General features: G+C 58.8%; 21 protein-coding genes and 1 pseudogene. 8 read left to right on the plus strand and 14 right to left on the minus strand.

Features of this window, described 5'->3' with window-relative positions; all coding sequences use genetic code 11:
• Nucleotides 1–37: 37 nt before the first annotated feature.
• Nucleotides 38–457, minus strand: a complete 420-nt coding sequence (locus tag K3G63_RS17740; RefSeq protein WP_220615455.1) for a response regulator — start codon at nucleotides 455–457, stop codon at nucleotides 38–40.
• 49 nt (nucleotides 458–506) lie between these two features.
• Nucleotides 507–1481 (minus strand): annotated as a pseudogene (locus tag K3G63_RS17745) (PLP-dependent cysteine synthase family protein); the annotation flags it as partial.
• Between the two features lie 248 nt (nucleotides 1482–1729).
• Between K3G63_RS17745 and sucD the strand changes: the two are divergent.
• Both sucD and K3G63_RS17755 read left to right on the plus strand, forming a co-directional pair.
• Nucleotides 1730–2611 carry a succinate--CoA ligase subunit alpha gene (gene sucD, locus K3G63_RS17750; RefSeq protein WP_220615456.1) on the plus strand — a complete coding sequence of 294 codons (882 nt, stop codon included), beginning with the start codon at nucleotides 1730–1732 and terminating at the stop codon, nucleotides 2609–2611.
• Nucleotides 2612–3321: 710 nt separating this feature from the next.
• On the plus strand, nucleotides 3322–4056 hold the full coding sequence (locus tag K3G63_RS17755) for a hypothetical protein (protein ID WP_220615457.1): 735 nt from the start codon (nucleotides 3322–3324) through the stop codon (nucleotides 4054–4056).
• Nucleotides 4057–4111: 55 nt separating this feature from the next.
• Here the strand turns inward: K3G63_RS17755 and K3G63_RS17760 are convergent, their stop codons facing one another.
• Together K3G63_RS17760 and K3G63_RS17765 are read right to left on the minus strand one after the other, a co-directional pair.
• Complete coding sequence (locus K3G63_RS17760) at nucleotides 4112–4852, minus strand: hypothetical protein (RefSeq protein ID WP_220615458.1); 741 nt, start codon at nucleotides 4850–4852, stop codon at nucleotides 4112–4114.
• A 168-nt stretch (nucleotides 4853–5020) separates the two neighbouring features.
• Nucleotides 5021–5755 (minus strand): outer membrane beta-barrel protein, encoded by a 735-nt coding sequence (locus tag K3G63_RS17765; protein ID WP_220615459.1) that lies wholly within the window; start codon nucleotides 5753–5755, stop codon nucleotides 5021–5023.
• Nucleotides 5756–5916: 161 nt separating this feature from the next.
• On the opposite strand from K3G63_RS17765, the gene K3G63_RS17770 reads away from it, so the two are divergent.
• Nucleotides 5917–7317 (plus strand): mercuric reductase, encoded by a 1401-nt coding sequence (locus K3G63_RS17770; RefSeq protein WP_220615460.1) that lies wholly within the window; start codon nucleotides 5917–5919, stop codon nucleotides 7315–7317.
• Between the two features lie 563 nt (nucleotides 7318–7880).
• Here K3G63_RS17770 and rny read toward each other — a convergent pair.
• The 6 genes from rny to radC all read right to left on the minus strand — a co-directional run bounded on the left by rny (nucleotide 7881) and on the right by radC (nucleotide 14450).
• Entirely contained in the window at nucleotides 7881–9578 is a 1698-nt protein-coding gene (rny, locus tag K3G63_RS17775) for a ribonuclease Y (RefSeq protein WP_220615461.1), read from the minus strand.
• A gap of 134 nt (nucleotides 9579–9712) precedes the next feature.
• Nucleotides 9713–10003, minus strand: a complete 291-nt coding sequence (locus K3G63_RS17780; protein WP_220615462.1) for a cell division protein ZapA — start codon at nucleotides 10001–10003, stop codon at nucleotides 9713–9715.
• A gap of 31 nt (nucleotides 10004–10034) precedes the next feature.
• On the minus strand, nucleotides 10035–10331 hold the full coding sequence (locus K3G63_RS17785; protein ID WP_045687575.1) for a hypothetical protein: 297 nt from the start codon (nucleotides 10329–10331) through the stop codon (nucleotides 10035–10037).
• A 134-nt stretch (nucleotides 10332–10465) separates the two neighbouring features.
• A complete protein-coding gene (gene pheT / locus K3G63_RS17790; protein ID WP_220615463.1) occupies nucleotides 10466–12901 on the minus strand; it encodes a phenylalanine--tRNA ligase subunit beta in 2436 nt (811 codons plus the stop codon).
• A 98-nt stretch (nucleotides 12902–12999) separates the two neighbouring features.
• Nucleotides 13000–13641, minus strand: a complete 642-nt coding sequence (locus tag K3G63_RS17795) for a DUF1684 domain-containing protein (RefSeq protein WP_220615464.1) — start codon at nucleotides 13639–13641, stop codon at nucleotides 13000–13002.
• Nucleotides 13642–13685: 44 nt separating this feature from the next.
• Nucleotides 13686–14450, minus strand: a complete 765-nt coding sequence (gene radC / locus K3G63_RS17800; protein ID WP_220615465.1) for a RadC family protein — start codon at nucleotides 14448–14450, stop codon at nucleotides 13686–13688.
• Between the two features lie 113 nt (nucleotides 14451–14563).
• Here radC and K3G63_RS17805 point away from each other — a divergent pair, with 113 nt between their 5' ends.
• The 5 genes from K3G63_RS17805 to K3G63_RS17825 all read left to right on the plus strand — a co-directional run bounded on the left by K3G63_RS17805 (nucleotide 14564) and on the right by K3G63_RS17825 (nucleotide 18993).
• Nucleotides 14564–15811 carry a metallophosphoesterase gene (locus K3G63_RS17805; protein WP_220615466.1) on the plus strand — a complete coding sequence of 416 codons (1248 nt, stop codon included), beginning with the start codon at nucleotides 14564–14566 and terminating at the stop codon, nucleotides 15809–15811.
• A gap of 152 nt (nucleotides 15812–15963) precedes the next feature.
• Complete coding sequence (locus K3G63_RS17810) at nucleotides 15964–16620, plus strand: hypothetical protein (RefSeq protein WP_220615467.1); 657 nt, start codon at nucleotides 15964–15966, stop codon at nucleotides 16618–16620.
• Nucleotides 16621–16775: 155 nt separating this feature from the next.
• Nucleotides 16776–17441, plus strand: coding sequence for a carboxypeptidase-like regulatory domain-containing protein (locus K3G63_RS17815; protein WP_220615468.1), 666 nt, complete (start codon nucleotides 16776–16778; stop codon nucleotides 17439–17441).
• Nucleotides 17442–17709: 268 nt separating this feature from the next.
• On the plus strand, nucleotides 17710–18618 hold the full coding sequence (gene uvsE, locus K3G63_RS17820) for a UV DNA damage repair endonuclease UvsE (protein ID WP_220615469.1): 909 nt from the start codon (nucleotides 17710–17712) through the stop codon (nucleotides 18616–18618).
• 21 nt (nucleotides 18619–18639) lie between these two features.
• Nucleotides 18640–18993, plus strand: coding sequence for a hypothetical protein (locus K3G63_RS17825; protein ID WP_220615470.1), 354 nt, complete (start codon nucleotides 18640–18642; stop codon nucleotides 18991–18993).
• Nucleotides 18994–19061: 68 nt separating this feature from the next.
• Here the strand turns inward: K3G63_RS17825 and K3G63_RS17830 are convergent, their stop codons facing one another.
• The 4 genes from K3G63_RS17830 to K3G63_RS17845 form a co-directional block, all read right to left on the minus strand.
• Complete coding sequence (locus K3G63_RS17830) at nucleotides 19062–19457, minus strand: hypothetical protein (protein WP_220615471.1); 396 nt, start codon at nucleotides 19455–19457, stop codon at nucleotides 19062–19064.
• 241 nt (nucleotides 19458–19698) lie between these two features.
• Nucleotides 19699–21399: a sodium:solute symporter family transporter gene (locus tag K3G63_RS17835; RefSeq protein WP_220615472.1), complete on the minus strand. Its 1701-nt coding sequence runs from the start codon at nucleotides 21397–21399 to the stop codon at nucleotides 19699–19701.
• Between the two features lie 131 nt (nucleotides 21400–21530).
• Nucleotides 21531–22751 carry an aldose epimerase family protein gene (locus K3G63_RS17840; protein ID WP_259404546.1) on the minus strand — a complete coding sequence of 407 codons (1221 nt, stop codon included), beginning with the start codon at nucleotides 22749–22751 and terminating at the stop codon, nucleotides 21531–21533.
• Nucleotides 22752–22834: 83 nt separating this feature from the next.
• Complete coding sequence (locus K3G63_RS17845; RefSeq protein WP_259404547.1) at nucleotides 22835–24454, minus strand: family 43 glycosylhydrolase; 1620 nt, start codon at nucleotides 24452–24454, stop codon at nucleotides 22835–22837.
• Between the last annotated feature and the right edge of the window lie 45 nt (nucleotides 24455–24499).

The following is a 24499-nucleotide window of genomic DNA, read 5'->3' on the forward strand; positions in this document are numbered from 1 at the left end:
AGCCCGGGGCTTTTTTTAGGTAGCGTTACCCGCCGAATTAAGCCAGTTCAAAGCGCTTTTGCAGCAGCTTCTGCATCTTTTCCTCGGTCAGGGGCTTGGCCAGATACTCCACACCTTCGTACTGGGCCACGCGGGCCGTGTCGGCGGCGTGCATGGAGGTGGTCAGGACGGCCATGACGGTTTTTTCGCGTACAGCTTCGGGCAGGGCGCTGTACAGCTTCAGGAACTCGAAGCCATCCATACCGGGCATTTTCAGGTCCACGAACACCAGGTCGGGGGCTTCCGCTGTGGGCTGCCCGCCCTGAGTATTGCCCCACAGGTGCTGATAGGCCTGCTCAGCCTTGGAGAAGGTTTGTACTTGCTCGGCCACGTCGAGGCGGCTGAGCAGCCGGTTGTTCAGGAAGCTGGTAGTTTCGTTGTCGTCTACCAGCACCACATTGCGCAACTTCTTAGACATGGTACCGAAAATTAAAGGGCGGTGAAAAGTGAACAGGTGAGGCGGCTTACAGCCAGCCTTGTTCGCGCATCCAGTCGTCGTTGTAAATTTTGCCGAGGTAGCGCGTACCGTGGTCGGGCAGCACGATAACCATCGTGTCATCTTCCGTCAGATGTTCCTTGGCGTACTCGAGGGCTCCGTACACGGCCGAGCCGCACGACCACCCCACGAATAACCCTTCTTCCTTGGCCAAACGCCGCGTCATTAGGGCTGCATCCTTGTCGGAAACTTTGATAAAGAGGTCAATCAGGTCAAAGTTAACATTCTTAGGCAGAATATCTTCGCCAATGCCCTCGGTCTTGTAAGGATAAATTTCGTTCTCGTCGAAAACACCCGTCTCCTTGTATTTTTTAAATACCGAGCCGTACGTATCGAGGCCTACCGTTACCAGCGCCGGATTTTGCTCCTTCAGGAACTTAGCCGTGCCGCAGATGGTGCCGCCCGTGCCTACGCCGCAGGCATAATGGGTGACTTTGCCTTCCGTCTGCCGCCATATTTCGGGACCAGTGGTTTCGTAATGAGCCGCCGAGTTGGAGAGGTTGTCGTACTGGTTAGGATAGATGGAATTGGGAATTTCCTGGTTTAGCTTTCGGGCCACGGAGTAGTAGCTGCGCGGATCGTCGGGGGCTACGTTGGTGGGGCACACAATTACCTCCGCTCCCACGGCCTTCAAAATATCCTGCTTCTCTTTGCTCTGCTTGTCGCTCATGGTGAAGATGCACTTGTAGCCCTTCGCAATGGCGGCCAGCGCCAGGCCCATGCCCGTGTTGCCGGAAGTGCCTTCAATGATGGTGCCGCCGGGCTGAAGCAGGCCCGCTTTTTCGGCGTCCTCAATCATTTTGAGGGCCATCCGATCTTTTACTGAGTTACCCGGGTTGAAGTATTCAACCTTTGCCAGGATAGTGCCCTTGATGCCTTCGGTGACTTTATTGAGCTTCACCAGCGGGGTGTTGCCGATGGCCTCAATGACGTTATTTAAGTACATGGGTGAGAGGTAGGTGGTGGAGAGAGAAGACAAAGGTACGGATTTCGGGTGGCAGGCCTGAACTGCCCAACGGAATCCTGCCGGGCCCCTTGCGCGGCGCGGCCAGGGCGGGCTGAGCTCGGGCTTGCTCCGGAATGCAAAACATTGCTTCGCCCGACAGGCAAAAAAGCCTACTTTTGCGCACCATCGGCGGGAGCCGATGGGTAGTACCCCACCCCAAATCCGCATCTTCCTCTAACCCCACTTCTATGAGTGTTCTGGTCAACAAGGATTCTAAAGTGATTGTGCAGGGCTTCACCGGCTCCGAAGGCTCGTTCCACGCCCAGCAGATGATTGAGTACGGCACCAATGTGGTGGGCGGCGTGACCCCCGGCAAAGGCGGCTCGCAGCACCTGGAGCGGCCCGTGTTCAACACCGTAGCCGAAGCCGTAGCCCAAACCGGTGCCGACACCAGCATCATCTTCGTGCCGCCGGCTTTTGCCGCCGATGCCATCATGGAAGCCGCCGACGCTGGCATCAAGGTTATCGTGACCATCACCGAAGGCATCCCGACCAAGGACATGATTGCGGTGAAGGAGTACCTGAAAGGCCGTGAAGGCCTGCGCATGGTAGGCCCCAACTGCCCCGGCGTAATGACGGCCGGCGAGTGCAAGGTAGGCATCATGCCGGGCTTCATTTTCCAGAAGGGCCGCGTGGGCATCGTGTCGAAGTCGGGCACGCTGACCTACGAAGCGGTTGACCAACTGACCAAAGCCGGCCTGGGCCAGACCACGGCCATCGGCATCGGCGGTGACCCCATCATCGGCACGACTACTAAGGAAGCCGTAGAGCTGCTCATGAACGACCCCGAAACTGAGGGCATCGTGATGATTGGCGAAATCGGGGGCGGCATGGAAGCTGAAGCAGCCCGCTGGATCAAGGAAACCGGCAACAAGAAGCCCGTAGTCGGCTTCATTGCCGGCCAGACTGCCCCTCCCGGCCGCCGCATGGGCCACGCCGGCGCCATTGTAGGCGGCGCTGACGATACAGCCGCCGCGAAGATGGCCATCATGCGCGAGTGCGGCATCCACGTGGTAGACTCACCCGCCGAAATCGGCGACACGATGCTGCGCGTGCTGGGTAGCAAATAGCACAACCTATTGCCACTAAGAGAGTAAGGGCTGCTTCCGCTGGTTCGGGGGCAGCCCTTATCTATGCGTATAAATTTATTTTAGTAATACTTTACATATATAATTACAAAACTCTATGTTTACAGCGCTAGCCCGCGGTAGCCGAAAAGCGGTAGTAGAGTAGGCAACGTTTTTAGAATAATGTGTAACTGTATGAAAAAGAAATTATTCGCAGCTCTGCTATCCGCAGGACTAGTTCTTGGGGCCGTACAAACTGCTTCGGCAAATCCATTCATTGGATCAGAGTCGGTTCCCGGTGAATGCTTCGCGGGTGTTCGTCCAGTATATACTACCATCTATGTCTTCTGGCTGGAAGTTAGCCATGGGGTTGAATACGAAGCCTGCTAAAAAATTTCTAGTGCGCTCGTAATAAAGTACCGGGGCAAACTTTACCCCGGTACTTTTCACGAAACCAACTCTGTATACTATGAAAGCTCTAGCGAGAGTATTTGCTGCTGCTATTCTGTTAACAGGAGCTATTGGAGCAGTTGCGCCTACCCCAATGTTTGGGAAGAAGTTGACTGGAAAAGCTAAATGCGTAAATAACACAGCTTCTTTCGAGGCTAACCACTATTATTTCTGGGTGAACATTTACGCTGACTGGGACAACACGGGGATTAAGTGCAGGTAATTTTTCAGGTAGTTATCTTCCGCAAAAGCTTCGTAACAGTATGCGTTATTCCAGTGCCGTATTTCTTCTCCTGTGCTTCCTGAGCCGGAGTAATGCTATTGCCCAGATTACCCCAAACTCTGCTAAGGACTCTGCTCGTGTTATTGCCTTACCGGACGTGCAAATTGCGGGTATCTCACAACAGCTCGTGGTAGCGTCGGGCACCGAGGACAATAAGCATGCACATATAGTAGGCCCTGGTGGCGGTAATGCAATTCGTTTTCTGGCAGCGCAGGCTGGTTATCATCAACTGCGCCAAGTACGCCTGCACGTTCGGCATGCAAGCGAATTGCCGGCAAACAAAATCCACGTGCGCGTAGCCTCCGTAACGGATGCTGGCAGCCCGGCTGATGATAATTTACTACCTGCTTCAGTGCTCCTGTTACCGGCTGATCTGCGGGCAGCCCGCCGTACTATAACCCTCCAGTGGCCTATGGATGCGGTGCCGGTGCCGGAGCGAGGATTTTTTATTGTGGTGGAGGGATTAGGGGAGACGACCGACGAGTACGTGAGTGGAATGCTAGATGAGCAGAAACATGCGTATTATAAAATTTCTCGTCGTAGTCAGCCTGGCACAGTGGTACGAACAATAGATGCATTCAAGCTTCCCCGGCTTAAGGGCACCAAGCCTGATTCCACCAAGATAGACAGTTGGCACCGGGATACACTAACCCAGGAATGGCGCCAAGACCGCGCGGGCAAATCTGTATTATTAGTTGAAGCTATTTTTGAATAACTACGCCCCGCTCATCATGCGCTCCGGGGTACTTGCTAGCACTTGCTGGTACTCCTTACCAATTGCGCTTGGCAGGTTGCCATACCAGGCCTACGTTCACGAGCAAAGTAGGTAGCTGGGTATACTGCACCCCAAAAGCCGTCGGATCGTCATCGGCGCCGTCGCCCGGACGACGGCCGCTCGAAAGGCCAACGCTGGTTTGGGTTTGCCACTGCGCGCCCCAGCCGGGGTTGTGGCGGAGGTTCAGCAAGATTTCGTGGCGGCTCATGCGTTGCAGGGGCAGGTCCAGTGCTTCATCCCGCAGCTGCCGAAACTGCACGGAGGTGAGGCGGTAGCCCAGGCTGATACTGCTGCCATTGTCGAATTGCCAGCCCAAACCTCCCTGCCCAAACCACGTGGTGTAGCGCGCCTGATACTGTTGGCTGCCACCCAGAATCTGGTCGAACTTTCGGTTGGTGCTGGCTACTCCAGTGCCGGCCAATCCGCTGAGTAGTAGCTTCTTTTTCAAGGTGGTGTAGCCTCCCAACAGGGCCTCTACCTGCCGTACCCGGAAGTAGTTATCAGCCGACAGCCGGGGACAGAAACTGCTACCCGCTCCTATCAGCACGTGGTGTAATGGCGAATACACTCCGCGCGCCTCCAGGCGTCCGTTTAGCTGCACGCTACCACTGACCTCTGCTTCGCCTTTATTTTCGACCATAGGCACTGCCGGCGAGGTAGGCGCGTAGACGATGCAGCCCGGCAAAAGCAACAGTAAACTGCCAAGCGTACCAGGGATACGTAGTAATTGAAACATAATGGGTAGAAGTAAGAATACCCATTGAAAGTAGGAGAAGTCCTGGGCTAACTGAAGTCAACTTTTCTTTTTGTCTGACTTTTCAACTAGCCCCAACTAGGCGCTTACCTCCTGTTTTTTCGGCCCGCAGGCTGATACGCACCCTACATATTAGACTTTTCCCGCGCGCTATTTGCTTCCGCTCTGTCCACCCACATTCACCACTACCCCAAACTGAAACACGGAGTTGGCCGCCTTCAGGTACTTGCGGTGCTTGAGGCCAAAGTTGCTGCCGCTGATCAGCTGAAAGTCGACGGGGCCGACTAGGTTGATGCGGGTGTAAGTAATGGGTTCCAGAAAGATGTTGTCTTCAGAAGCGTGGGCTTGCTGATCAAGGCGGAAGTTGCTGAGGTTGACGTAGCTCAGGCGCAGAGCCGTGCCATAGGTTACGGGCCAGTCGCGGCCTAGCACGTGATAGGTTTTCTTGTCCTTCGAGGTATAGTTGACCTGGGCAAAGTACTTGGTCAGGTTGCCTTCCAGGGTACGGGTAACGCCCTCGGCGGGCGTGCGCTCTACCCGCTTGGTGTGGCCCAGCCCATATCCCCCATAAATTTCCAGCACCCGCTTGTCGCGCAGGCGGGTGTAGTAGCCTAGTCCTACCTCGCCGAAATCGTGGTCCTCAGCCCGCTTCTTCTTATCCGTGTGCAGAAACGAGGCAGAACCCATAACGCCTAGGTGGTCAGTGAAGGCGTAGGCGCCCTGCACGGAGGTGTTCTGGCTGAAATTGGTGTGCAGGCCCCCACTCCATTCACCCTTCTGCGTGAGCAGCGGCACCTGGGGCGGCGGCGGGAAGTACAACGACGAGCAGCTAGCCAGCAGCGGCAATACGAGTAGCACCCGGATACGGTGGAAAACAAGCAGCATAGGCAGAAAGGAAGAGAGCCAGTTGGGGCAGAACGTTCGCCGTGGGCTTTCGTTGTGTTGGTAGCTGCTGGTGCCCTGCAACAACTGAGCCGGCAGTTTACCGGCAAGCTGCGTATACGGGCTATGGTTGGGTTTCAACTATGCTTCTGGTGTGCTTTTCTATGGCCTCTACTACCCACTTCGATGCGCTGATTATTGGCTCCGGCCAAGCGGGCAACCCCTTGGCTACGGCCCTGGCCAAGGCCGGTCGAAAGGTAGCCCTTGTGGAGAAAAACCTGCTGGGCGGCTCCTGTATCAACTACGGATGCTCCCCGGTGAAGGCCCTGCTGGCTTCAGCCGAACGCGCCCACCAGGTAGCCACGGCCGCCGACTATGGTATTCGCACTACCTCTCCTCAGCCCGATTTTGCCGCTATTGTAGGCCGTAAGGACGCCATCATCCAGAAAAAACGCGAGGGTATTGCAGAAAACCTTACCCAGGAGCAATCAGGTATTACACTACTGCACGGGCGGGCTACCTTCACGGGGCCGCGTAGGGTGCAGGTAACCTTAGCCACGGGCGAGCAGCAGATTCTTACCGCGCCGCGCATCTTCATCAATACTGGCACCCGCGCCGCCGTACCGCCCATCGAAGGACTAACTGAGAGTGGGTACCTCACCAACGTGGAGATTCTCGACCTGAAAGAGCTACCCGAACACCTACTGATTCTGGGCGGGGGGTATATCGGGTTGGAGTTTGGCCAGATGTTTCGGCGCTTTGGCAGCCGCGTAACTATCATCGACTCCTCGGCCCACCTCATGGAGCACGAAGACGACAACGTGTGCGCCGCCATGCAGGCGCAGCTGGAAGCCGATGGCGTAGGGTTTGTGCTCGGGGCTGACGTACGGCGCGTTTCGCGCAACGCCGACGGCGAGTACACCCTCACGGCGAGTACCAAGGCTGGGGAAAGGCGCCTGCGTGGCTCGCACCTGCTGGTAGCCGTGGGCCGGGAGCCCAACACCGATGAGCTGGGCCTAGATGCTGCCGGTATCGAAACCAATGAGGAAGGCTACGTGCTGGTTAATGAGCGCCTACAAACTAACGTGCGCGGCATTTATGCCCTCGGCGACTCCCACCCTGGCCCCCAATTTACGCATCTCAGCTACGATGACTACCGTGTGGTACGTGATAACCTACTGCATGGCAAGCGCCGCTCGGCCAAGAGCCGTCCCCTACCCTACGTGGTATTCACCCAACCCCAGTTAGGCCGTGTTGGCCTAAACGAAAAGCAAGCGCAGGAGCAGAAAGTAGCTTACCGGGTAGCTACCATGCCCGTACGCACCATCGGAAGGGCTCAGGAAACCGGCTACACTACGGGCTTTATGAAGATACTCGTAGACCCACGCGGCCATCTTCTCGGGGCGGCCATTTTCAGCGAGCAGGGCGGCGAAATCATGTCCATGCTGCAGCTGGCCATGGCCGGCGGCCTCACCTGCAACGATTTGCAGAACATGGTGCTGGCCCACCCTACCTGGGCCGAGGCCCTGAACAACCTATTCAGTAAGCTGGAGAAGCCAGAGTAGCGCAGCCGATACTAACAAGGCCATGGCTTATGTTACCAAATGTTCTGCTGTACTCCGTTGGGGCTTCAGTGCAGCCTGCTTGTTTGTAGCCTGTGAGGTTAGCCCTCCCGCTACAAGCAGGTCTGCCACTTCTGTTACTCCAGCCCCCGCCACCTCACCTGCTGCGCTCAATTCCGGCCCCAACTACGCCGGAACGTACGCCGTGCAGGATACGGCCGTCTGCCAGCTGTCAATTACCGTAAAAAAACAGGCTAGCAGTTATACCTACTCCTACGCTGCTACCCAGGGTCTGGTAGAAGTAACCCGGGAAGGTTCCGATACCTATTTTACCTTCATAGGGCTAAAGGGGCAGGACCCGGAGGAAGATGTTTCCGCTGTTTGGCAGGATAGTGTACTGCTCATTCAGAACTCCGGCAACTCTATGAACGAGTACACGCGCTTTGGCAGTTGCGACGCGAAGTATCTGGAACTTTGGTGCCAACGATAGTTGCCACCAGATAAAGCAACCGCCCCCGCAGCTTATGCTACGGGGGCGGGTTTAGGCTTCGCAGCCGGCATAGACCTTACTTGGCGTAGGCTACAGCGCGCATTTCGCGGATAACCGTGATTTTGATCTGGCCGGGATACTGCATTTCCTTCTCAATTTTCTGGGAAATTTCGTAGCTCAGCTCAGCGGCACGCTCGTCGGTTACGTTCTCGGCGTCCACCATCACGCGCAGCTCACGGCCGGCCTGAATGGCGAAGCATTGGTTCACGCCCTTGAAGCCATTGGCCGTTTCTTCCAGCTGCTTCAGGCGCTTGATGTAGCTTTCCATCATCTCGCGGCGGGCACCCGGTCTAGAGCCAGAAATGGCGTCGCAGGCCTGCACCAAGGGCGAAATCATAGCCGTCATTTCGATTTCGTCGTGGTGAGCACCAATGGCGTTTACTACGTCGGGGTGCTCCTTGTACTTCTTGGCCATCTCCATGCCCAGGATGGCGTGGGGCAGCTCGGGCTCCTCGGTGCTTACTTTACCGATGTCGTGCAGAAGGCCGGCGCGCTTGGCATGCTTCACGTTCAAGCCCAACTCGGCGGCCATGGTAGCGCAGAGGTTGGCTACCTCGCGCGAGTGCTGCAGCAGGTTTTGGCCGTAGGAAGAGCGGAAACGCATGCGGCCAACCATCTTAATCAACTCCGGATGCAGGCCATGAATGCCGAGGTCGATGATGGTACGCTCCCCGATTTCGACGATTTCCTCCTCGATGTTCTTGCGGGTTTTGGCTACAATCTCCTCGATGCGGGCCGGGTGAATGCGGCCGTCTTTCACCAGCAAGTGCAGGCTCAGGCGGGCAATTTCGCGGCGCACCGGGTCAAAGCCGGAAATGATGATGGCCTCGGGAGTGTCGTCCACTATAATTTCGACGCCGGTAGCGGCTTCCAGGGCGCGGATGTTGCGCCCCTCACGGCCGATAATCTTCCCTTTTACGTCGTCCGATTCAATGTTGAACACCGACACGCAGTTTTCAATAGCGTGCTCGGCGGCGGTGCGCTGAATGGTTTCCAGCACTACCTTCTTGGCGTCTTTGGTGGCCGTGAGCTTGGCCTGGGCTACTACGTCCTTGATGTAGCTGGAAGCCTGAATCTGAGCCTCGTTTTTCAGCGACTCCACCAGTTGCTCCCGGGCTTCGGCGGCGGTCAGACCGGAAATGCTTTCGAGCTGGGTTGTTACCTGCTGGAGCTTTTCGCTTAGCTCCTGGCCGCGCTCCTCCAGCTCGGTTTCTACTTCCCGCTCGCGCTGCTCCAGCTTCGCCAGTTGGTTTTCGAGGGTAGTGCGGCGCTTTTCTTCCTGCGCGTCCAGCTTCTCGCGCTGCTGCTGAGCCTGCGTTTCAATTCGTTCCCGGGTTGCATCCAGCTCTTTTTCCTTGCGCTGAATCTGCTCCAGCTGCTTTTGGGTAGTGAGGGTGAGCTGCTTGATGCTTTGCTCCTGCTCCACTACGGCAATGCGACGCTCCGTTAGCTCCTGCTCCAGAGCTTGCTTTTGGCGGCGGCTTTCTTGTTCAAACTCCTGCTTAAGGGTGCGGAATTTATCTTTCGACTGCTGAATCCGCTCGTCGCGGGTGCGGGTAGCCTGGGCTTCTGCCTCGGCCAGAATCTGCTGGGCGCGGGCTTTGGCATCGGCTTCGTGGTCCTGCCGGGCTTTACCCGCCAGCAGGCGCCCTACCACCACGCCAACCACCAGGGCCAGCACAGCAGCGAGGACAATATAAAGAGGTTCGGACATGAGCTATGAAGGGGGTTAAGGAAGGAAGAAACCCATAGCTCCGGTAGAAACACCAATGCCCGCGCAGAAAGTAGAGCCGATTGCCCTACCCTGCTCGGGCTTACGCTTCGCGTTGCTGCTAACCGCGTAACTGGCTAGACTAGCACCACTCCCGACATCAGCTCATCCAAACGCGTAAGGCGCTCAGTCAGGGCTGCATCGGTCCCGTCCTTTTCCTTGCTAACCTTGAGGCGGTCAGCCATTGTTGATAACGCAATCATGGCTAGCAAATCCTGCTTGTCCTGAATGCCATACTGTTCCCGAAACTCCTTCAGCCGCTCGTTTAGCAGCCGGCCCGCGAGGCGCAGGCGTTCTTCGTCCTGGGGGCTTACCCGCATGGGGTAGTCCCGGTCAGCAACGCGGATTTTAATGGATAGCTCGGACATCAGTAGCCAGTGGGCGGTGGGTTGGTGGTGGTTACTCCCTCAAATAGGCAAGGCACTTATCTATTTCTCGGATGTATTCGTTGAGGCGAAGTTTCAGCTCGTTGACATTGGCCGGTTCTCCGGCTATGGTATTGACAAGTTTAGTGATATTCTCCTGATTCTGGAAATCCTTCAGCTGCCGCTCCCGGTCGCGCACGTCGGCCCGGAGTTGCTGAATGGTGGTTTGCGAATCGGCCAGCTCCTCGCGCAACTGCTGATAGGCAGCCACTAAGGTGGTCACCTGCCGCTCCAGGCGGTCGAGTTGGGCAAGCTGCTGGGAAGAAGCCATTTTTTAGGTTAGATGTTTTCGGTGAAGATACGCAGGTAGCGCGAAGCTCCAGCCTCGTGTTTTGCTACCTTCTTTGTGGCCCTAACGACCACGGCATGGGCAATAACACACGGAGCCAGGGCTTCGCCCGAAAGCTACTTCCGGATTAGGGCCCCAGCCTGCTTTTCGAACTGCTGAATCAGGCGCTGCATTACGCCATCAATAGCTTGGTCGGTCAGGGTTTGGCTGGGGTCCTGAAGGAGGAAGCTCACGGAGTAAGATTTCTTGCCCGCTCCCAGGTTCTCACCTTCGTACACGTCAAACACATTTACCTGCTGCAGGAGTTTCTTCTCGGTGCGGCGGGCAATCTGCTGCAATTGGTCGAAGGTGACGGTTTTATCAACTACCAGCGACAAGTCGCGGCGCACCTCCGGGAACTTGGGCAGCTCGCGGGCTACCAGCGTGTTCTTGTACTTGCGCATCAGCCAGTCCCAATCCAGCTCGGCATACCATACCGGCTGCGACACGTCGAGCTTCTTGAGTACTACCCCTGATACAGCGCCCAAGTGCGCCACCGGCTGGTTCTGGGCCAGCAGCGTGAGGCCACCAGCCAAGTAAGGGTGTTGCACTGGCTGCGACGTAGGCTGCGAGAAACCCAGCGAGGCCAGCACCTGCTGCACTGCGCCAGCCAGCTGATGATAAGTTGCCTTTTCTGACTTCTGCTGCCAGGTTTCGGCGGCCGTGTTGCCCGTCAGGTACATGACGAGCTTGTTCTTCTCCTCGTACTGGCTGTCGGCTTTCTGGTGGTAGGTTTTGCCGAACTCGTAGAGCTTCAGGTCGCGCTGACGGCGGTTCACGTTGTGGCGCACTACCTCCAGGCCGCTGTGCAGCAGCGTGGGCCGCAGCACGTTCAGCTCGGCGCTGTTGAAGTTGAGCAGGCGCACCAGGGTAGCGTCCGGCTCCCCTTCCTTCTCGAAGTAAAGCGAGTTGGTGATGGAGTTGGTAATGATTTCGGAGAAGCCCTGGCCGCTCAACAGCCGAGCTGTGTTCTGGCGAATAACTTCCGGGTCGGGGTTCGGGAACTTGGCGAGGTAGGAAGCCGAGTTGTGGGGACGCAGCGCTACGTGGTTATAGCCGTAGATGCGCAGGATTTCCTCAATTACGTCGGCTTCGCGGGTCACGTCTACCTTGTGCGGGGGCACCGACAGAATCCACTCGGCGTGGCCGGCCTCGTTGGTCAGCTCTTCGGTAATCAGAATGTCGAGGTCAGTCAGAATCTGGCGGATACGCTCAGGCGCAATGAACTGGCCTACCAATTTCTCTACGCGCGGCAGGCGCAGGCGCACCAACGTGTGCTCAATGTGAGTGGGGTACTCATCTACCACCGGGGCGGCCACTGTAGCGCCGGCTACTTCCTGGAGCAGCAGGGCCGCACGCTTCAGGGCCACGGGCACCATGTGTGGGTCAGTACCCCGCTCGAAGCGGAAAGAGGCATCGGTTTTGAGCTGGTGGGTCTGGCCGGTTTTGCGCACCACGGCAGGTGTGAAGTAGGCGCTTTCCAGAAACACGCGGGTAGTAGTTTCCGAGACGCCGGAAGTTTTGCCGCCGAACACGCCAGCCAGGGCCATGGGTGTGCCATTGGCATCGGCAATAACTAAGTCTTCGGCGCGCAGGGTGCGCTCTACCCCATCCAGTGTCACGAACTTCTCGCCGGCTTCGGCGCGCTTCACGCGCACCTGGTTGCCTGTAATCTGGTCGGCGTCGAAGGCGTGGAGAGGCTGGCCCAACTCGTGCAGCACGAAGTTGGTGATGTCGACCACGTTGTTGATGGGCGAGAGGCCAATGCTGCGCAGGCGGCGTTGCAGCCACTCCGGCGACGGGCCTACCTGCACATTTTCCAGCAGCAAACCGGCGTATCGCGGGGCGGCTGCGGCATCCTCAAGCGTTACCTGAATGTTCTGCGCGGCTTCCTGAGGGGCGTGGAAGTGGTTGATATCAGGCAGATGGCAGGGCTGGCGGAGCAGGGCGCGTAGCTCGCGGGCTACCCCATAGTGCGAGGCAGCATCGGCGCGGTTTGGGGTCAGGCCAATTTCGAACACCGAATCGGAGCCCAGGCCGAAGTAGTCGGCGGCGGGGGTGCCGTTGGGCAGGTCGGTGTCCAGCTCCATAATGCCGGCGTGCGAAGTACCCAGGCCAATTTCATCCTCGGCACAGATCATGCCCTCGGAGGCTGCCCCACGGATTTTTGACTTCTTGATTTTGAACGGTTCGCCCTGGGTGGGGTAGAGCGTGGCTCCTTCCAGGGCTACTACCACCTTCAGGCCGGCGCGCACGTTGGCGGCACCGCACACAATCTGGCGGGGGGTAGCGTCGCCCACATCCACGGTAGTCAGGCTGAGTTTGTCGGCGTCGGGGTGTTTTTCGCAGGTGAGCACCGTGCCCAGCACCACGCCGCGCAGGCCGCCCGGAACGCTTTCCAGCTCCTCAATGCCTTCCACCTCCAGCCCCGAGCCCGTCAGTAGCTGGCCGATTTCCTCGGCGGATTTATCGGTAGGAAGTAGCGTGCGGAGCCAGTCGAGGGATATTTTCATCTTCGGTTGTCAGGTAGTAGTGGCCCCGAAGCAGGCCTGCGGCCAGCCTCAAGGGAGCACAAAGGTACGGATTCGGGCGGGCGGCTAAAACGTCGTGGCTAGTGGTTGTGGCCGGTGTGGTCGGTTTCGGGGAAGGCCATTTCGCCAGCCCGTACTTCCACAGCCAAGCGGTTTTCCTGGGGCGGCACGGGGCAGGCAAAGGCCGCTCCGTAGGCGCAGTAGGGATTATAAGCGTGATTAAAGTCGAGGATGATTTCGTCTTCCCCTTCGGCTGGCAAGTTCACGTCGAGGTAGCGGCCGCCCCCATAGGTAGTGAAGCCGTTGGTTTTATCGGAGAAGGCTACGAAGAGCTTGCCGTCCTTTTCCTCCGGCTTCAGGAGCAGCACCAACTGCTGGGGCGCGTCGGCTAGCTCAAAGGAAGCGCGGCCCCAGCGCAGGTAGGTTTCGGCTTTGCCATTGGTCATCGGAATCTGGATGGCTTCGGGCTTAGCAAACTGCTCTACCTTGGCATTTACCCGATATGCTTTGTCGGGGGCGAAGTAGCGGAGGCTGTCGAACTCCTGGCGCTGCTCGGCACTCAGAGGCGAATCGGTGGCGCGGCGGAAAGAGTCGTTCTTTTCCTTCCGGGCTTTGTACACGCCTACAGCGTACTGATTGTCGCTCAGCACCAAGTCCTGCAAGAAGTAGCCAAAAACGAGCAGCAGCCCCAGGCCGATAAAGAGTTTAGGATTAATTCGCATGGTGCAAAGGTAGGTACGTAGGCGCCCTGGCCCTCACTGGTAGGCTATAACATCCCTTCATCGGCAAAGCTGAAGTAGCCGCCGTCGGTATAAATCAGGTGGTCCAGGATGGGCAGGTCCAGAAACTGGCCTGCTTCCCTGAGCTTGCGCGTGAGGGCAATGTCGGCGGCCGAAGGGTTGCGGTTGCCGCTGGGGTGGTTGTGCACCAAGATGATGGAAGAAGCTAGCTGCTCCAGGGCTTCCTTGAAAATCAGCTTGGGGTCGGCGACGGTGCCAGCCACACCGCCGCGGCTGATGGCCACGGTGCGCATCACCACGTTGGCCCGATTCAGGAGCACCACCCAAAACTCCTCGTGGGGCAAATCCTGGAGGTAGGGCCGCACTACCCGGTAAATGTCGCGGGAGCCGGTAATGGTAGGGCGGGCGGGTGCGTCGGCTTCCTTGCGGCGGCGGCCCAGCTCCAAAGCGGCCACAATGGTAATGGCCTTGGCCTCGCCGATGCCTTTTTGGCGCATCAGCTCTTTCACCGAGAAGCGGGCCAGTTGGTTGAGGTCGTTGCTGGCAGCGTTGAGCACTAGTTTGGCTACGTCTACGGCCGAGAGCTTGGCCGTGCCCGAGCCGAGCAGAATGGCCATCAGCTCGGCGTCGGAAAGGGCGGCCCGGCCTTTTTGCAGCAGCTTTTCGCGGGGGCGGTCTTCTTCGGCCCAGCTCTTGATGCCGAAGGTAGCCGGGACTTCATAGCGGTTGGGCGGGGGCTCGGGGGTAGTAGCGTCGGATAGATTTCCCGTCAGATTGTCAACTTCTTGCATAGGGCACCGTTGTTGTAAACCCCGGAATTTAAAGCAAAAACCTGGTTCCCGCGTCTGCGTTCAGGGCAACTTAGCCCGAACCTATTCCGCCCGCGCGGGTTTGCCTTCTACTTATGTCAAGATCCGTCATTCCGTTCATCTTCTTCGCGCTGGTTATTGCCGGCGAGTGGTACGGCTTTCAGGCCGTACGCACCCTGGTTCAACACTCCTCCCCCACCGCCCGCCGCACTACCGTGGCCGTGTACTGGATTCTGACGGTGCTGATCTGGGGCCTGGGTATCTGGGCCATGAGCAACCGTCGCCAGCACGCTTCCTTTAAATCGTACTTCGGCGGGGTGCTGCTAGCCATGGTGGCCGCCAAAATTGTCATCATCATTCCGCTGCTGATTGAAGACGTAACGCGGGTAATCCGCTGGGTAGTGCAGGCTGCGTCGCAGCCAAGGGGTAGCGCGGAGGGCCGGGCTATTTCGCGTAGTGAGTTCCTGAGCAAACTGGCTCTGGTGGCGGGGGCTGTGCCCTTCGTGGCCCTGATTTGGGGTATGGTAAAGGGCGGCACCGACTACACCGTGAAGCGCGTAACCCTGCGTTTCCCCAACCTGCCCGCTTCCTTCGATGGGTTTAAGCTGCTTCAGATTTCGGACCTGCACACCGGTTCGTTCCAGTCGAAAGAGCCCTTGCAGCGCGCCGTAGCTATGATCAATAAGCAGCAGGCCGACCTGGTGTTCATGACCGGCGACCTGGTGAACAACTTTGCCCATGAGGTAGAGGAGCACATTGACACGCTGGCCGGCATCAAATCCAGCCTGCCCATCTACTCCATTCTCGGCAATCACGACTACGCCGACTACGTGAATTGGGAAGAGCAGGGCGGCGCCCCGGCTAAGGCCGCTAACCTGGCCCGCATCAAGCAGAACCACGCCAAAATCGGTTGGGAGCTACTCCTCGACGAGGCCCGCACCATTGAGCGCAACGGTGAGAAAATTGCTATTCTGGGCGTGCAGAACTGGGGAGCCCGGGGCTTTGCCCAGTACGGCAAGCTCGATAAAGCCCACGCCGCCGCCGACCCTACCGCCCCATTTAAGATTCTGCTTTCCCACGACCCTTCACACTGGGACGAGCAGGTACACGGTTACGAAGATATTGACCTGACGCTTTCGGGCCACACCCACGGCATGCAGTTTGGCGTGAACCTGCCCTTTCTGAAGTGGAGCCCGGTGCAGTACGCCTACAAGCAGTGGGCCGGCTTGTACCAGCGCGGGCGCCAGTACCTGTACGTGAATGCCGGGCTGGGCTTTATCGGCTACCCCGGCCGGGTGGGCTTCCTGCCCGAAATAACCGTTTTCGAGCTGCGCCGGGGGTAGCAATTTTGCTTTGTTCAAGTTCTGAAAGCCACTGCAAATCGTTGTAGTGGCTTTTTGTTTACCCCAGAGTAACCGCCTCCGTAGCAGAACCGTATAGGTCCCATTGGAATTTTCCACCTCTCCCCTTCTCTTTCTCTCACCTCTCCTCCATCATGAAAAAGACCCTGCTTCTGCTTTCGGCTGCGGCTGCTTTCTCCATAGCATCGTGCTCGGAAAATAAAACCGGCGAAACCACGACCACTGACACCGCTGCTACCTCTACCACGGCTCCGGTTTCGAACACTTCGTACTCGGAAGACGCCATTCAGCGCCGCGCTGACCGCATTGCGGCCGACATGGCAACCAAGATGAAGTTTGACGAGGCTACCCGTGACAAAATCCGGACGGCTTACGTAACGCGCGGCCAGCGCATTGCCGAGCTGCAAACCCGCTACGCCTCTGATACGGCCGGTATGGCCGCCGCCATGCGCGACGTGTACACCAACACCGACACCGAGCTGAAAAGCATCATCACTGACCCCACGCAGTACTCCACGTACGAGTCGAGCCGCATGGAATACATGGATGACCGCTACATGGACGACGACAGCAACATGGCTACTTCCGACATGAGCTCGGACGCCTCGATGGATGCTTCCGGCTCTGCTGGTATGGAGTCGGGCTCCGCTGGGGGCGAAGGCAAGCTGAAAGTAAAACGCGACGGCGACGTAAAAATTAAAGACGCCGAGGGCAACAAGCTGAAGATGGATGCCGACGACGGCACCGTGAAAGCCAAGCCCGAAGACGGCAAAAAGGCCAAAGTGGAATAACGGACAGCTCTGCTGTTTTGCTTTTCTGAGTAAGTCCGCGCCTGCAACGGTGCGGACTTTTTTTGTCTCTGTTTAGCGTTATTCCGTCGATAATAGTTTGTGGTCGGTAGGTTCTGCTGGCTTCCTACCCCGGTACTGTGTTAGTTTACCCCTTGATGAGAGTTCAGCTTTCCCCTTTTTGGTTTGTGTTGTGGCTGGTGCTGCTGGCTGGGCTTGGGGCTTCGAGCCGCGCTACAGCTCAGATCCGGGTAACCGGTAGCATCTCCGATGCCAGCACCCGCAAGCCGATTCCGGGCGCTTCAGTGTTTATTCAGCGGACCCGGCTGGGGGTAGCCGCCAATCAGGAAGGTGACTTCAGCATTCAGGCCGCCAGCACCGATACGCTGATATTTCGGGCCGTGGGCTTTAAGGCGCAGCGCCTGCCCCTGGGCGGGGCGGGACTTTCGCAGCTGATTGTGCAAATCAAGCTTCAGCAGGATACCGTGCTGCTGGGGGAGGTGCGCGTGACCGAAGGCCGGCCCGACCGAGCCACCATCAACAAAGCGCTGCGTAACATTAAGCGGCCCAGCACCGCACCCAAAAGCTACGTGAAGCGCCCACCGGCGCCCAAGCCCATGTTCCCCGTCGACTCGGCGGCGCCCAAGGCCCCTACGCCTACCCTGGCCAGCCCCGTAAGCCTGCTGTATGAGCAGTTTTCGCGGGAGGGAAAGCAGCGCCGCAAAATGGAGGAAATTCAGGCGGCAGAAGCCGCTGAAAAAGCCCGCCAGGCCCGCCGTAAGTACAACACCAACTTCAAAGACAACCGCGGCTACGAGCAGTAGGCGGTAACATGGGGCAGTAATGCACAAACCCTGGGGGTTGCAGGGGGCAAAGAGGCACAACGAAGTCAGACCTTTACTCATCGTGCTACCCCTTACGATACGGCTAACCTTTGATGCCAGTGCGCCGAAGGTGTATCGGTTTAGTAAGCGGTAGGCTTGAGCGGCGCAAGGATGGTACTGGGCTATTCGCCACCAGCCTATTTGGTAACCCCACCATTTCACACGTTCACCTCTTCGCCATTTCGCGGGTTCTCACGTAAGCGAGTCTATGAGAATAGGCTATCCTTGCGTCAACGAATCGTTGGACTGCACTTCTACCAGCACTTTCCGGCTGGCTTCCTACTCCGATGAGCGGGTGGAACTGGCCGTAGGCAACAACCTGGCATGCCTGCAGCGCATTCTGGTGTACAATGTGGCGCAGCATCTGCTGTTCTTTCGCATTGGCTCGGGCATTGTGCCCTTTGGCTCCCACCCCATCAATACCTTTCCCTGGCAGACGCGCTTTGCCGCCGAGTTTCGCTCCGTGGGCGACTATATCAAGGCCAACGGCATGCGCGTCTCGTTCCACCCCGATCAGTTTGTGGTGCTGAACTCGCCCGATGCCGGCATTGTGGAGCGCAGCATTCAGGAGCTGGTGTACCAGGGCTCCATGCTCGATCTGATGGGCCTCGACAGCACCCACAAGCTCCAGATTCATGTGGGCGGCTTGTACGGCGACCGGGAGCTGGCCATTTCGCGCTTCATTGCTACCTACCAGACGTTACCCGAAGCCGTGCGCGCCCGCCTCGTCATCGAAAACGACGACCGGCTCTTTAGCCTCCAGGACTGTTTGCGAGTACACCGGGCTGTAGGCATCCCCATCTTGTTCGACAATTTCCACCATGAGTGCCTGAACAACGGTGAGCCCATGGCCGAGGCCCTGCGCCTGGCGGCGGCTACCTGGCACCCTACCCGCGACGGTATCATGATGATGGACTACAGCTCGCAGGCCCCCGGTGAGCGACGCGGCAAGCATACAGCTTCGCTAGAAGAAGACCTGTTCCAGGATTTCCTCACCGAGCTAGGCGACCTGGACGTGGATATTATGCTTGAAATCAAAGACAAGGAAGCCAGTGCGGGCCGGGCCTGCGGCATTCTGCGCGACCTGGGCCGCATTGTAGCCGCTCAAACCATCTAACCCGACTCCTACCCTACTATTATGGCTGAACTCTCTGACCTGCTCGACGCAACCACCCATTCCTTAAGCAACGGCGTAACCGGCTTGCCCATCAGCGCCGCCATGGACACCACCGAAACCTGGCAGCAACACTTTCTACAAAGTGGCGACCCCATGCTTCAGAATATTGCCCGTGAAATCGGCAACCTACAATCGTTGCTAAGCAGCGAGGAAACAGCCGGGCTGGATGGCCCTTCTATTGGCCGCTCGCTTAGTATGCTCGGTAGCCAAACCGCCGAAGTAGCTCGCACGGCCAACGAGGATGTGCGCAGCCGCCTCACGGCCCTGTCGGATACGTTGCTTCGCATGGGCGGGCAGCTAGAGCAGGAGGCATAACACTACTCTTTGCGCGCAAAAAAGCCTCCTCAGCGTACTGAGGAGGCTTTTTCGTTTTCTACGTTTGGCTAGGGCCGGGGGGTAGCAGATTGCGTGGTAGTGGTTCGGCGCTCGGTGGTAGTACGGCGAGGCGCAGTGGTTTGGCGCGCAGACCGGCGCATGGTACCAGTGGTAGTGCCCGTTGCCGGAACCGGCTGACGCATCTCTTGCTCAGTAATCGGGCGCTGGGGTTGGGGAGTCTGGTCGATGGTACCTATTACCCCTTGCTGCGTAGGGCTGGCCGTGGTGGGCGTGCGCTGATCCAGGGTTCCCGGGTTGGTTGTGGGGTTAGCCGGATTCATGGGCGGTACGGTAGACTGGTTGACTACCCCACCATGCTGAGTGGAGGTAGGCGTAGTTTGGGCCGAGGCAATCGTTGCCGAGCCCAGTAGGAGCGCAGCCGCCAGAAGAAGTTTCGTTTTCATGAGAAAGGCAGAGTGGATGGCGGCGCCTACCTGGCACCGACTCCCAGGTATACGCTCTTCCCTACGGCTCAGCTACTAACCCCACAATCTTGTTCATAGCAGCAAGCCGCTGTTCTACAGCCTCCTGCTACTGCCAACACCTTCTACTCTGCTGGCTTTGGAATCCACAACGAACAGAAGGTGCGGCAAGTAGTCCTTCCAAATCAGCTAGTTTCGGGGCGGATGCTTGTTCGGCAGGCAGCTACCAGAACTTCACGTACAACGCCGTAATAAGCAGCAGAATAATGGCAATAAGGGCCGTGTTTTGGGGGCTGACGTTGAACAGACCGCGGGGCAAATCGAGGGCTTTGGGGTTGATGGCCGGGCCCGCGAGGCTCAGGGCAACCATCAGAACCACGGTGAAGAAAAACGACCAGCCCATGCACACCAGGAAGGGGATTTCGTAGCCGCCGTGCCCGTTGGGGAAAGCCGAGTACAACAGCGTTTCGGGCCCGAACCAGGCCGGCGCGTACTGGTTGAACACCACCGACAGCAGGAAGCCCGCCAGAATACCGGCAATGGCCGCCGTACCGGTGGTGCGCTTCCAGAACATGCCCAGCAGGAACACGGCCACGATGCCAGGCGAGATAAAGCCCGTGTATTTCTGAATGTAGGTGAAGCCCCCCTCCCCGCTAATACCCAGCAGGTCCTTCCACGTCAGGGCAATAGCCAGCACCATAGCCAGCGCTACCACCAGCCGGCCCACCACTACCAGCTTTTGCTCGCTGGCGTCTTTGTTGAGGTAGCGCTTGTAGATGTCGAGGGTGAAGATGGTGGAAATGGAGTTGACCTTGCCCGCTAACGAGGCCACAATGGCCGCCGTGAGAGCCGCCAAGGATAGGCCTTTCAGCCCATTGGGTAGGAAGGTAAGGATGGCGGAGTAGGCGTTGTCGGCGTTGAAAGAGCCCGAGGAAGCCATTTCGGCCTGCAGGCTACCATTCTTGTGCAGCACGTAGGCGGCAATACCCGGCAGCATCACAATCACCGGCATAATCAGCTTCAGAAAGCCGGCGAATAGGATGCCATTGCGGGCCGTGGGCAGGTCAGCCCCCAGGGCGCGCTGCGTGATATACTGGTTACAGCCCCAGTAGTTGAGGTTCGCAACCCACTGCCCCGCCGCGTACATGGCCAAGCCCGGCAGCGCCAGATACTTATTGATGTAGGGCTGAGGGGCCTCAGGGCCGGGCTTCTCGAAAATCATGTGGAAGTGGTCACCGGCGTCGCGCATCATCGCGCCAAAGCCCGCCACCACGTTGTTGCCCAGCCCAAATTTCTGGCTGACCAGCGTGAGGGCCAGGTAGCTGGTAGCCAAGCCGCCCAGCAGCAGTACTGCTACCTGAATCACGTCGGTGTAGCCCACTACCTTCATGCCGCCCAGCGTAATTACCACGGCAAACACGGCCAGGGCCAGCATAATCAGATGAAAGCTGTCGCCGCCCACAATGTTGTTGATGGCCAGCGCGCCCAGGTAGAGAATGGCCGTTAGGTTGACCAGCACGTAAAGAAACAGCCAGAAGATACTCATGATCAGGCTCAGGGCCGCGTTGTAGCGCTGCTCCAGAAACTGGGGCATGGTGTAGATCTTCTGCTTGAGGTAGATGGGCATGAAGAACACGGCCACGAAAATGAGCACAATGGCGGCTACCCACTCGTAGGCCGCCACAGCCACGCCCACTGTAAAGCCCGAGCCCGACATGCCGATGAACTGCTCGGCCGAGATGTTGGAGGCAATCATGGAGGCCCCAATGGCCCACCACGTCAGGGAGCCTTCGGCCAGAAAGTAATCTTTGGTGTCCACCTGGGCTTTCTGCTTGCTGCGGTACACGTAGTAGCCGTAGGCTGAAACCCCTACCAGGTAGAAAAGAAAGACCGCTAGGTCCAGAAAGTTAAGTGCGTTCTGCATCGAAATAGAAAGAGAAAGGCAACCACAGGGCACACAGCTCCGCCCGGCCGCCCGGAAAGGCAGCTTTTTGCGCGGGGTTGGGGCCGCGACTTTTGCCCGCAGAATGGAATTACCCGGGAAGGGCCGGCGCGCTACTTGCGCACCCCAAACCGGTACTCCGTGGTGGAGTGAAACGTCTGGCCGGGCTGCAGAATGGTGCTAGGAAACTTGGGTTGGTTGGGCGAATCGGGGAAGTGCTGGGTTTCCAGGCAGAAGCCATAGTTCTTGCCGTAGGTGGTGCCTCCCTTCCCCGTGAGGTTGCCATTGAGGAAGTTGCCGGAGTAGAACTGCACGCCCGGCTGATCGGTGCGCACCTCCATGGTCCGGCCCGATACGGGCTCGTACACTGTGGCGGCCAGCTCGGGTTGGGCGCGCTGCTTATCAGCCAGCACCCAGTTGTGGTCGTAGCCGCCGGGCACTTGCGTAATCCGCTCCCCAATGGCGTGGGGCTGGCGGAAATCCATGGGCGTGCCCTGCACCGGCCGCAGCTCCCCGGTCGGAATCAGGGTAGCGTCGACCACCGTAAACCGGTCGGCATTAAGCGTCAGCACGTGGTCGAGGGCGTTTTTGGCTTGGCCGTGGTTGAGGTTGAAGTAGCTGTGATTGGTTAGGTTAAGCGGCGTGGCCTTGTCCGTGGTAGCGGTGTAGTCCAGGCGCAGGGCGTCGTCGTTGGTAAGGGTATAGACAACCGTCACCTTCAGGTTACCGGGGTAGCCTTCCTCGCCATCCGTGCTCAGGTAGGTCAGCGTGAGGGTCTGGCCGTCGGCGGAGGTGCCGGGCTGGGCCTGCCAGATTACTTTGTCGAAGCCGCGCTTGCCGCCGTGCAGGGTGTTGGGGCCGTTGTTTTTCGCCAGCGTGTACTCCTTGCCATCGAGCGTAAACTTGCCTCCTTTGATGCGGTTGCCGTAGCGCCCAATCAGGGCCCCGAAGTACGGTCCTTCTTTGAGGTACACGTCGCTGGTATAGCCGCCCAGGTTATCGAACCCAAGTACTACGTCGCCCAGCTGCCCGTTCTTATCGGGGGTGAGCAGGCTGGTGAGCGTACCGCCGTAGGTAGTGATGGTAGCTTTGAGGCCGTGGGCGTTGGTGAGCGTGTAGAGTTGGGCCTCGGCGCCGGCGGGGGTGTTGCCGAAGGAGGCTACAGGTGGCGCGGTGGTAGCGCCGGCAGCAGTTTGGGTAGAGTCGGTCATGGAGTGAGCGGCGCCATCGGCCTGCGAAGCAGTGGCAGAGTCGGAGGTAGAGGAAGTGCAGGCGGCCAGCAGGGCCAAGCCGGCCAGTCCGCCAGCTAAGCCGGTACGGAGCGGTAGGGTCATACGAGCAAGGGAAAGAACGTGGAGGAAATAAAGCAGTGGAAAACCGGCCAAAAGCCGGGCTTCAGCCAAGCAGCTTGGGTAGCTCAGGGCTGGGAACTGAGGTTGAAATTCTCAAAAGCTGCCACTGTAGTTGCTGGCCCCTGGGCCACAACGCCTACCCGCACGCCCCGGTCCCAGGGCGGGAGGTAGCTGCCATTTACGGCGGTGCCGGCAGCGGGCAAGGGCTGCCAGCGGCTCCCCCCATCAGTGCTCCAGCTGAAGGTAAACTGGCTGCCTTGCTGGGCCTGCACCCGAAGCTGCAAAGAAGTGACCGTGGCGGGTAACGGGGCCTCGGCCAGCGTTTTGGCCTGGCCTTTCTCTAGCTGAATGAGCTGCACCTGCCCACCGTTGGCTACCAGCATCAGCGTGTTGTCGGGGTCGCCGTGGGCGGCCAGACCGGCCCGGCTACCGGCGGCTAGAGCGCGGGGGTTGAGCAGCGTCGTGGTGGCCGTGTAGTTCGGGGCCGTGGTAGACTGGCCCAGGGCGGCGCCGCTGTGGTCGGGGCGGGCCGTCAGGCGCAGCTGGCCGCCGCTAAGGGCGTAGGTGGGGCGTAGCTCCACCGGCCACTGCCAGGATAGTTGCAGGGCCTTTGCCGTAAATTCATCGGTGAACGTGCGGGGGCGCGCCGCCGGCGCGGCCGTAGCTACCGGGGTGCTGCCGCCGCGAAACTCAGGCCAGCCCTCGGCAGTCCAGACAAACTCGCTGAGCACGCCCTGCCGGCCCACAAACTCCTGGCTTTCGGTATTGTAGGCGTGATGCAGCATAAACCAGCGCCCCTGGTGCTCCACGGCCGTGCCGTGACCGGGGCACTTCCAGGTATCGTTGTTGATGAGCACGGGGTTCTTGGCGTACTTCTCCCAGGGGCCCAGCAGATTTTTAGCCCGCGCCACGCCAGTGGCGTAGGTGCACCCCCGCCCGCAGCAGCCGTTCCCGGCGTAGAAGGCGTAGAAGTACCCCTCGTGCCGCACAATGGAAACACCCTCCACGAGGTTACCTTCCCAGGTGCTGGGGTCGTTGCGGAACAGCTCCTGCTTTTCCCCTACCAAGGCAGTGCGCTCCTCATTCAGGCGCTGGGCCCAGATGGGGGTAGGCTGCTGAATGCTGTTGCCGTCTTCCTTCCAGATCAGGTACAGCTGGCCTTTCTCGTCGCGCATCGGGAACCCGTCGATGGAGCCGTCGGGCTGGCCTACCAGGGGGCCGTGGTCGGTGTAGGGGCCTTCCGGGCGGCTGGCGCTGGCTACGCCCACGGCCAGATTGCCGCCGCGCTTATGGGCCGTGTAGAACACGTAGGTTTTGCCGTTTTCCTGGCTGATTTCCGGGGCCCAGTAATAGTAGTCTGACCAGCCGGGGCGCTCCTGCGGAAACACATGGCCTACCAGCTTCCAGTCCGTCAGGTTCTTCGAGGAGAGCAGTGGAAATACCGGTCCCCAGTTGGAGGTAGTGGCCGTAGCCCAATAGGTGTCGCCCACTTTCACTACGGAGGGGTCGGGGAAGTCGCCGGGCAGCACGGGGTTGGCAATGGCGGGCGTCGCCGGGCCGCTAGCTGCCGGGGCCGAGGTGCCCGCGCCGGTGGTGGCGGGCCGCTGGCAGCCAGCCAGTACGCTACCCGCCAGCAGCAGGCCGCCAAGCCCGCGGGTAGTCAGAGCAGAAAAGGAGAAGTGCAAGATGCGTAACAGCTAAAGTGAACAAGAACGAACCGCCGGGCCCCG

The organism is Hymenobacter sp. HSC-4F20, from assembly GCF_019599275.1.
In the GTDB taxonomy this organism is placed as follows: domain Bacteria; phylum Bacteroidota; class Bacteroidia; order Cytophagales; family Hymenobacteraceae; genus Hymenobacter.

Coding starts and splice junctions, on each gene's coding strand:
- K3G63_RS17810 (WP_220615467.1), top strand. CDS start 15,964: ATGAAAAAGACCCTGCTTCTGCTTTCGGCTGCGGCTGCTTTCTCCATA.
- K3G63_RS17835 (WP_220615472.1), bottom strand. CDS start 21,399: ATGCAGAACGCACTTAACTTTCTGGACCTAGCGGTCTTTCTTTTCTAC.
- K3G63_RS17765 (WP_220615459.1), bottom strand. CDS start 5,755: ATGCTGCTTGTTTTCCACCGTATCCGGGTGCTACTCGTATTGCCGCTG.
- K3G63_RS17780 (WP_220615462.1), bottom strand. CDS start 10,003: ATGTCCGAGCTATCCATTAAAATCCGCGTTGCTGACCGGGACTACCCC.
- K3G63_RS17785 (WP_045687575.1), bottom strand. CDS start 10,331: ATGGCTTCTTCCCAGCAGCTTGCCCAACTCGACCGCCTGGAGCGGCAG.
- K3G63_RS17840 (WP_259404546.1), bottom strand. CDS start 22,751: ATGACCCTACCGCTCCGTACCGGCTTAGCTGGCGGACTGGCCGGCTTG.
- K3G63_RS17795 (WP_220615464.1), bottom strand. CDS start 13,641: ATGCGAATTAATCCTAAACTCTTTATCGGCCTGGGGCTGCTGCTCGTT.
- pheT (WP_220615463.1), bottom strand. CDS start 12,901: ATGAAAATATCCCTCGACTGGCTCCGCACGCTACTTCCTACCGATAAA.
- K3G63_RS17770 (WP_220615460.1), top strand. CDS start 5,917: ATGGCCTCTACTACCCACTTCGATGCGCTGATTATTGGCTCCGGCCAA.
- uvsE (WP_220615469.1), top strand. CDS start 17,710: ATGAGAATAGGCTATCCTTGCGTCAACGAATCGTTGGACTGCACTTCT.
- radC (WP_220615465.1), bottom strand. CDS start 14,450: ATGCAAGAAGTTGACAATCTGACGGGAAATCTATCCGACGCTACTACC.
- K3G63_RS17755 (WP_220615457.1), top strand. CDS start 3,322: ATGCGTTATTCCAGTGCCGTATTTCTTCTCCTGTGCTTCCTGAGCCGG.
- K3G63_RS17825 (WP_220615470.1), top strand. CDS start 18,640: ATGGCTGAACTCTCTGACCTGCTCGACGCAACCACCCATTCCTTAAGC.
- K3G63_RS17815 (WP_220615468.1), top strand. CDS start 16,776: ATGAGAGTTCAGCTTTCCCCTTTTTGGTTTGTGTTGTGGCTGGTGCTG.
- K3G63_RS17760 (WP_220615458.1), bottom strand. CDS start 4,852: ATGTTTCAATTACTACGTATCCCTGGTACGCTTGGCAGTTTACTGTTG.
- rny (WP_220615461.1), bottom strand. CDS start 9,578: ATGTCCGAACCTCTTTATATTGTCCTCGCTGCTGTGCTGGCCCTGGTG.
- K3G63_RS17830 (WP_220615471.1), bottom strand. CDS start 19,457: ATGAAAACGAAACTTCTTCTGGCGGCTGCGCTCCTACTGGGCTCGGCA.
- K3G63_RS17740 (WP_220615455.1), bottom strand. CDS start 457: ATGTCTAAGAAGTTGCGCAATGTGGTGCTGGTAGACGACAACGAAACT.
- K3G63_RS17805 (WP_220615466.1), top strand. CDS start 14,564: ATGTCAAGATCCGTCATTCCGTTCATCTTCTTCGCGCTGGTTATTGCC.
- sucD (WP_220615456.1), top strand. CDS start 1,730: ATGAGTGTTCTGGTCAACAAGGATTCTAAAGTGATTGTGCAGGGCTTC.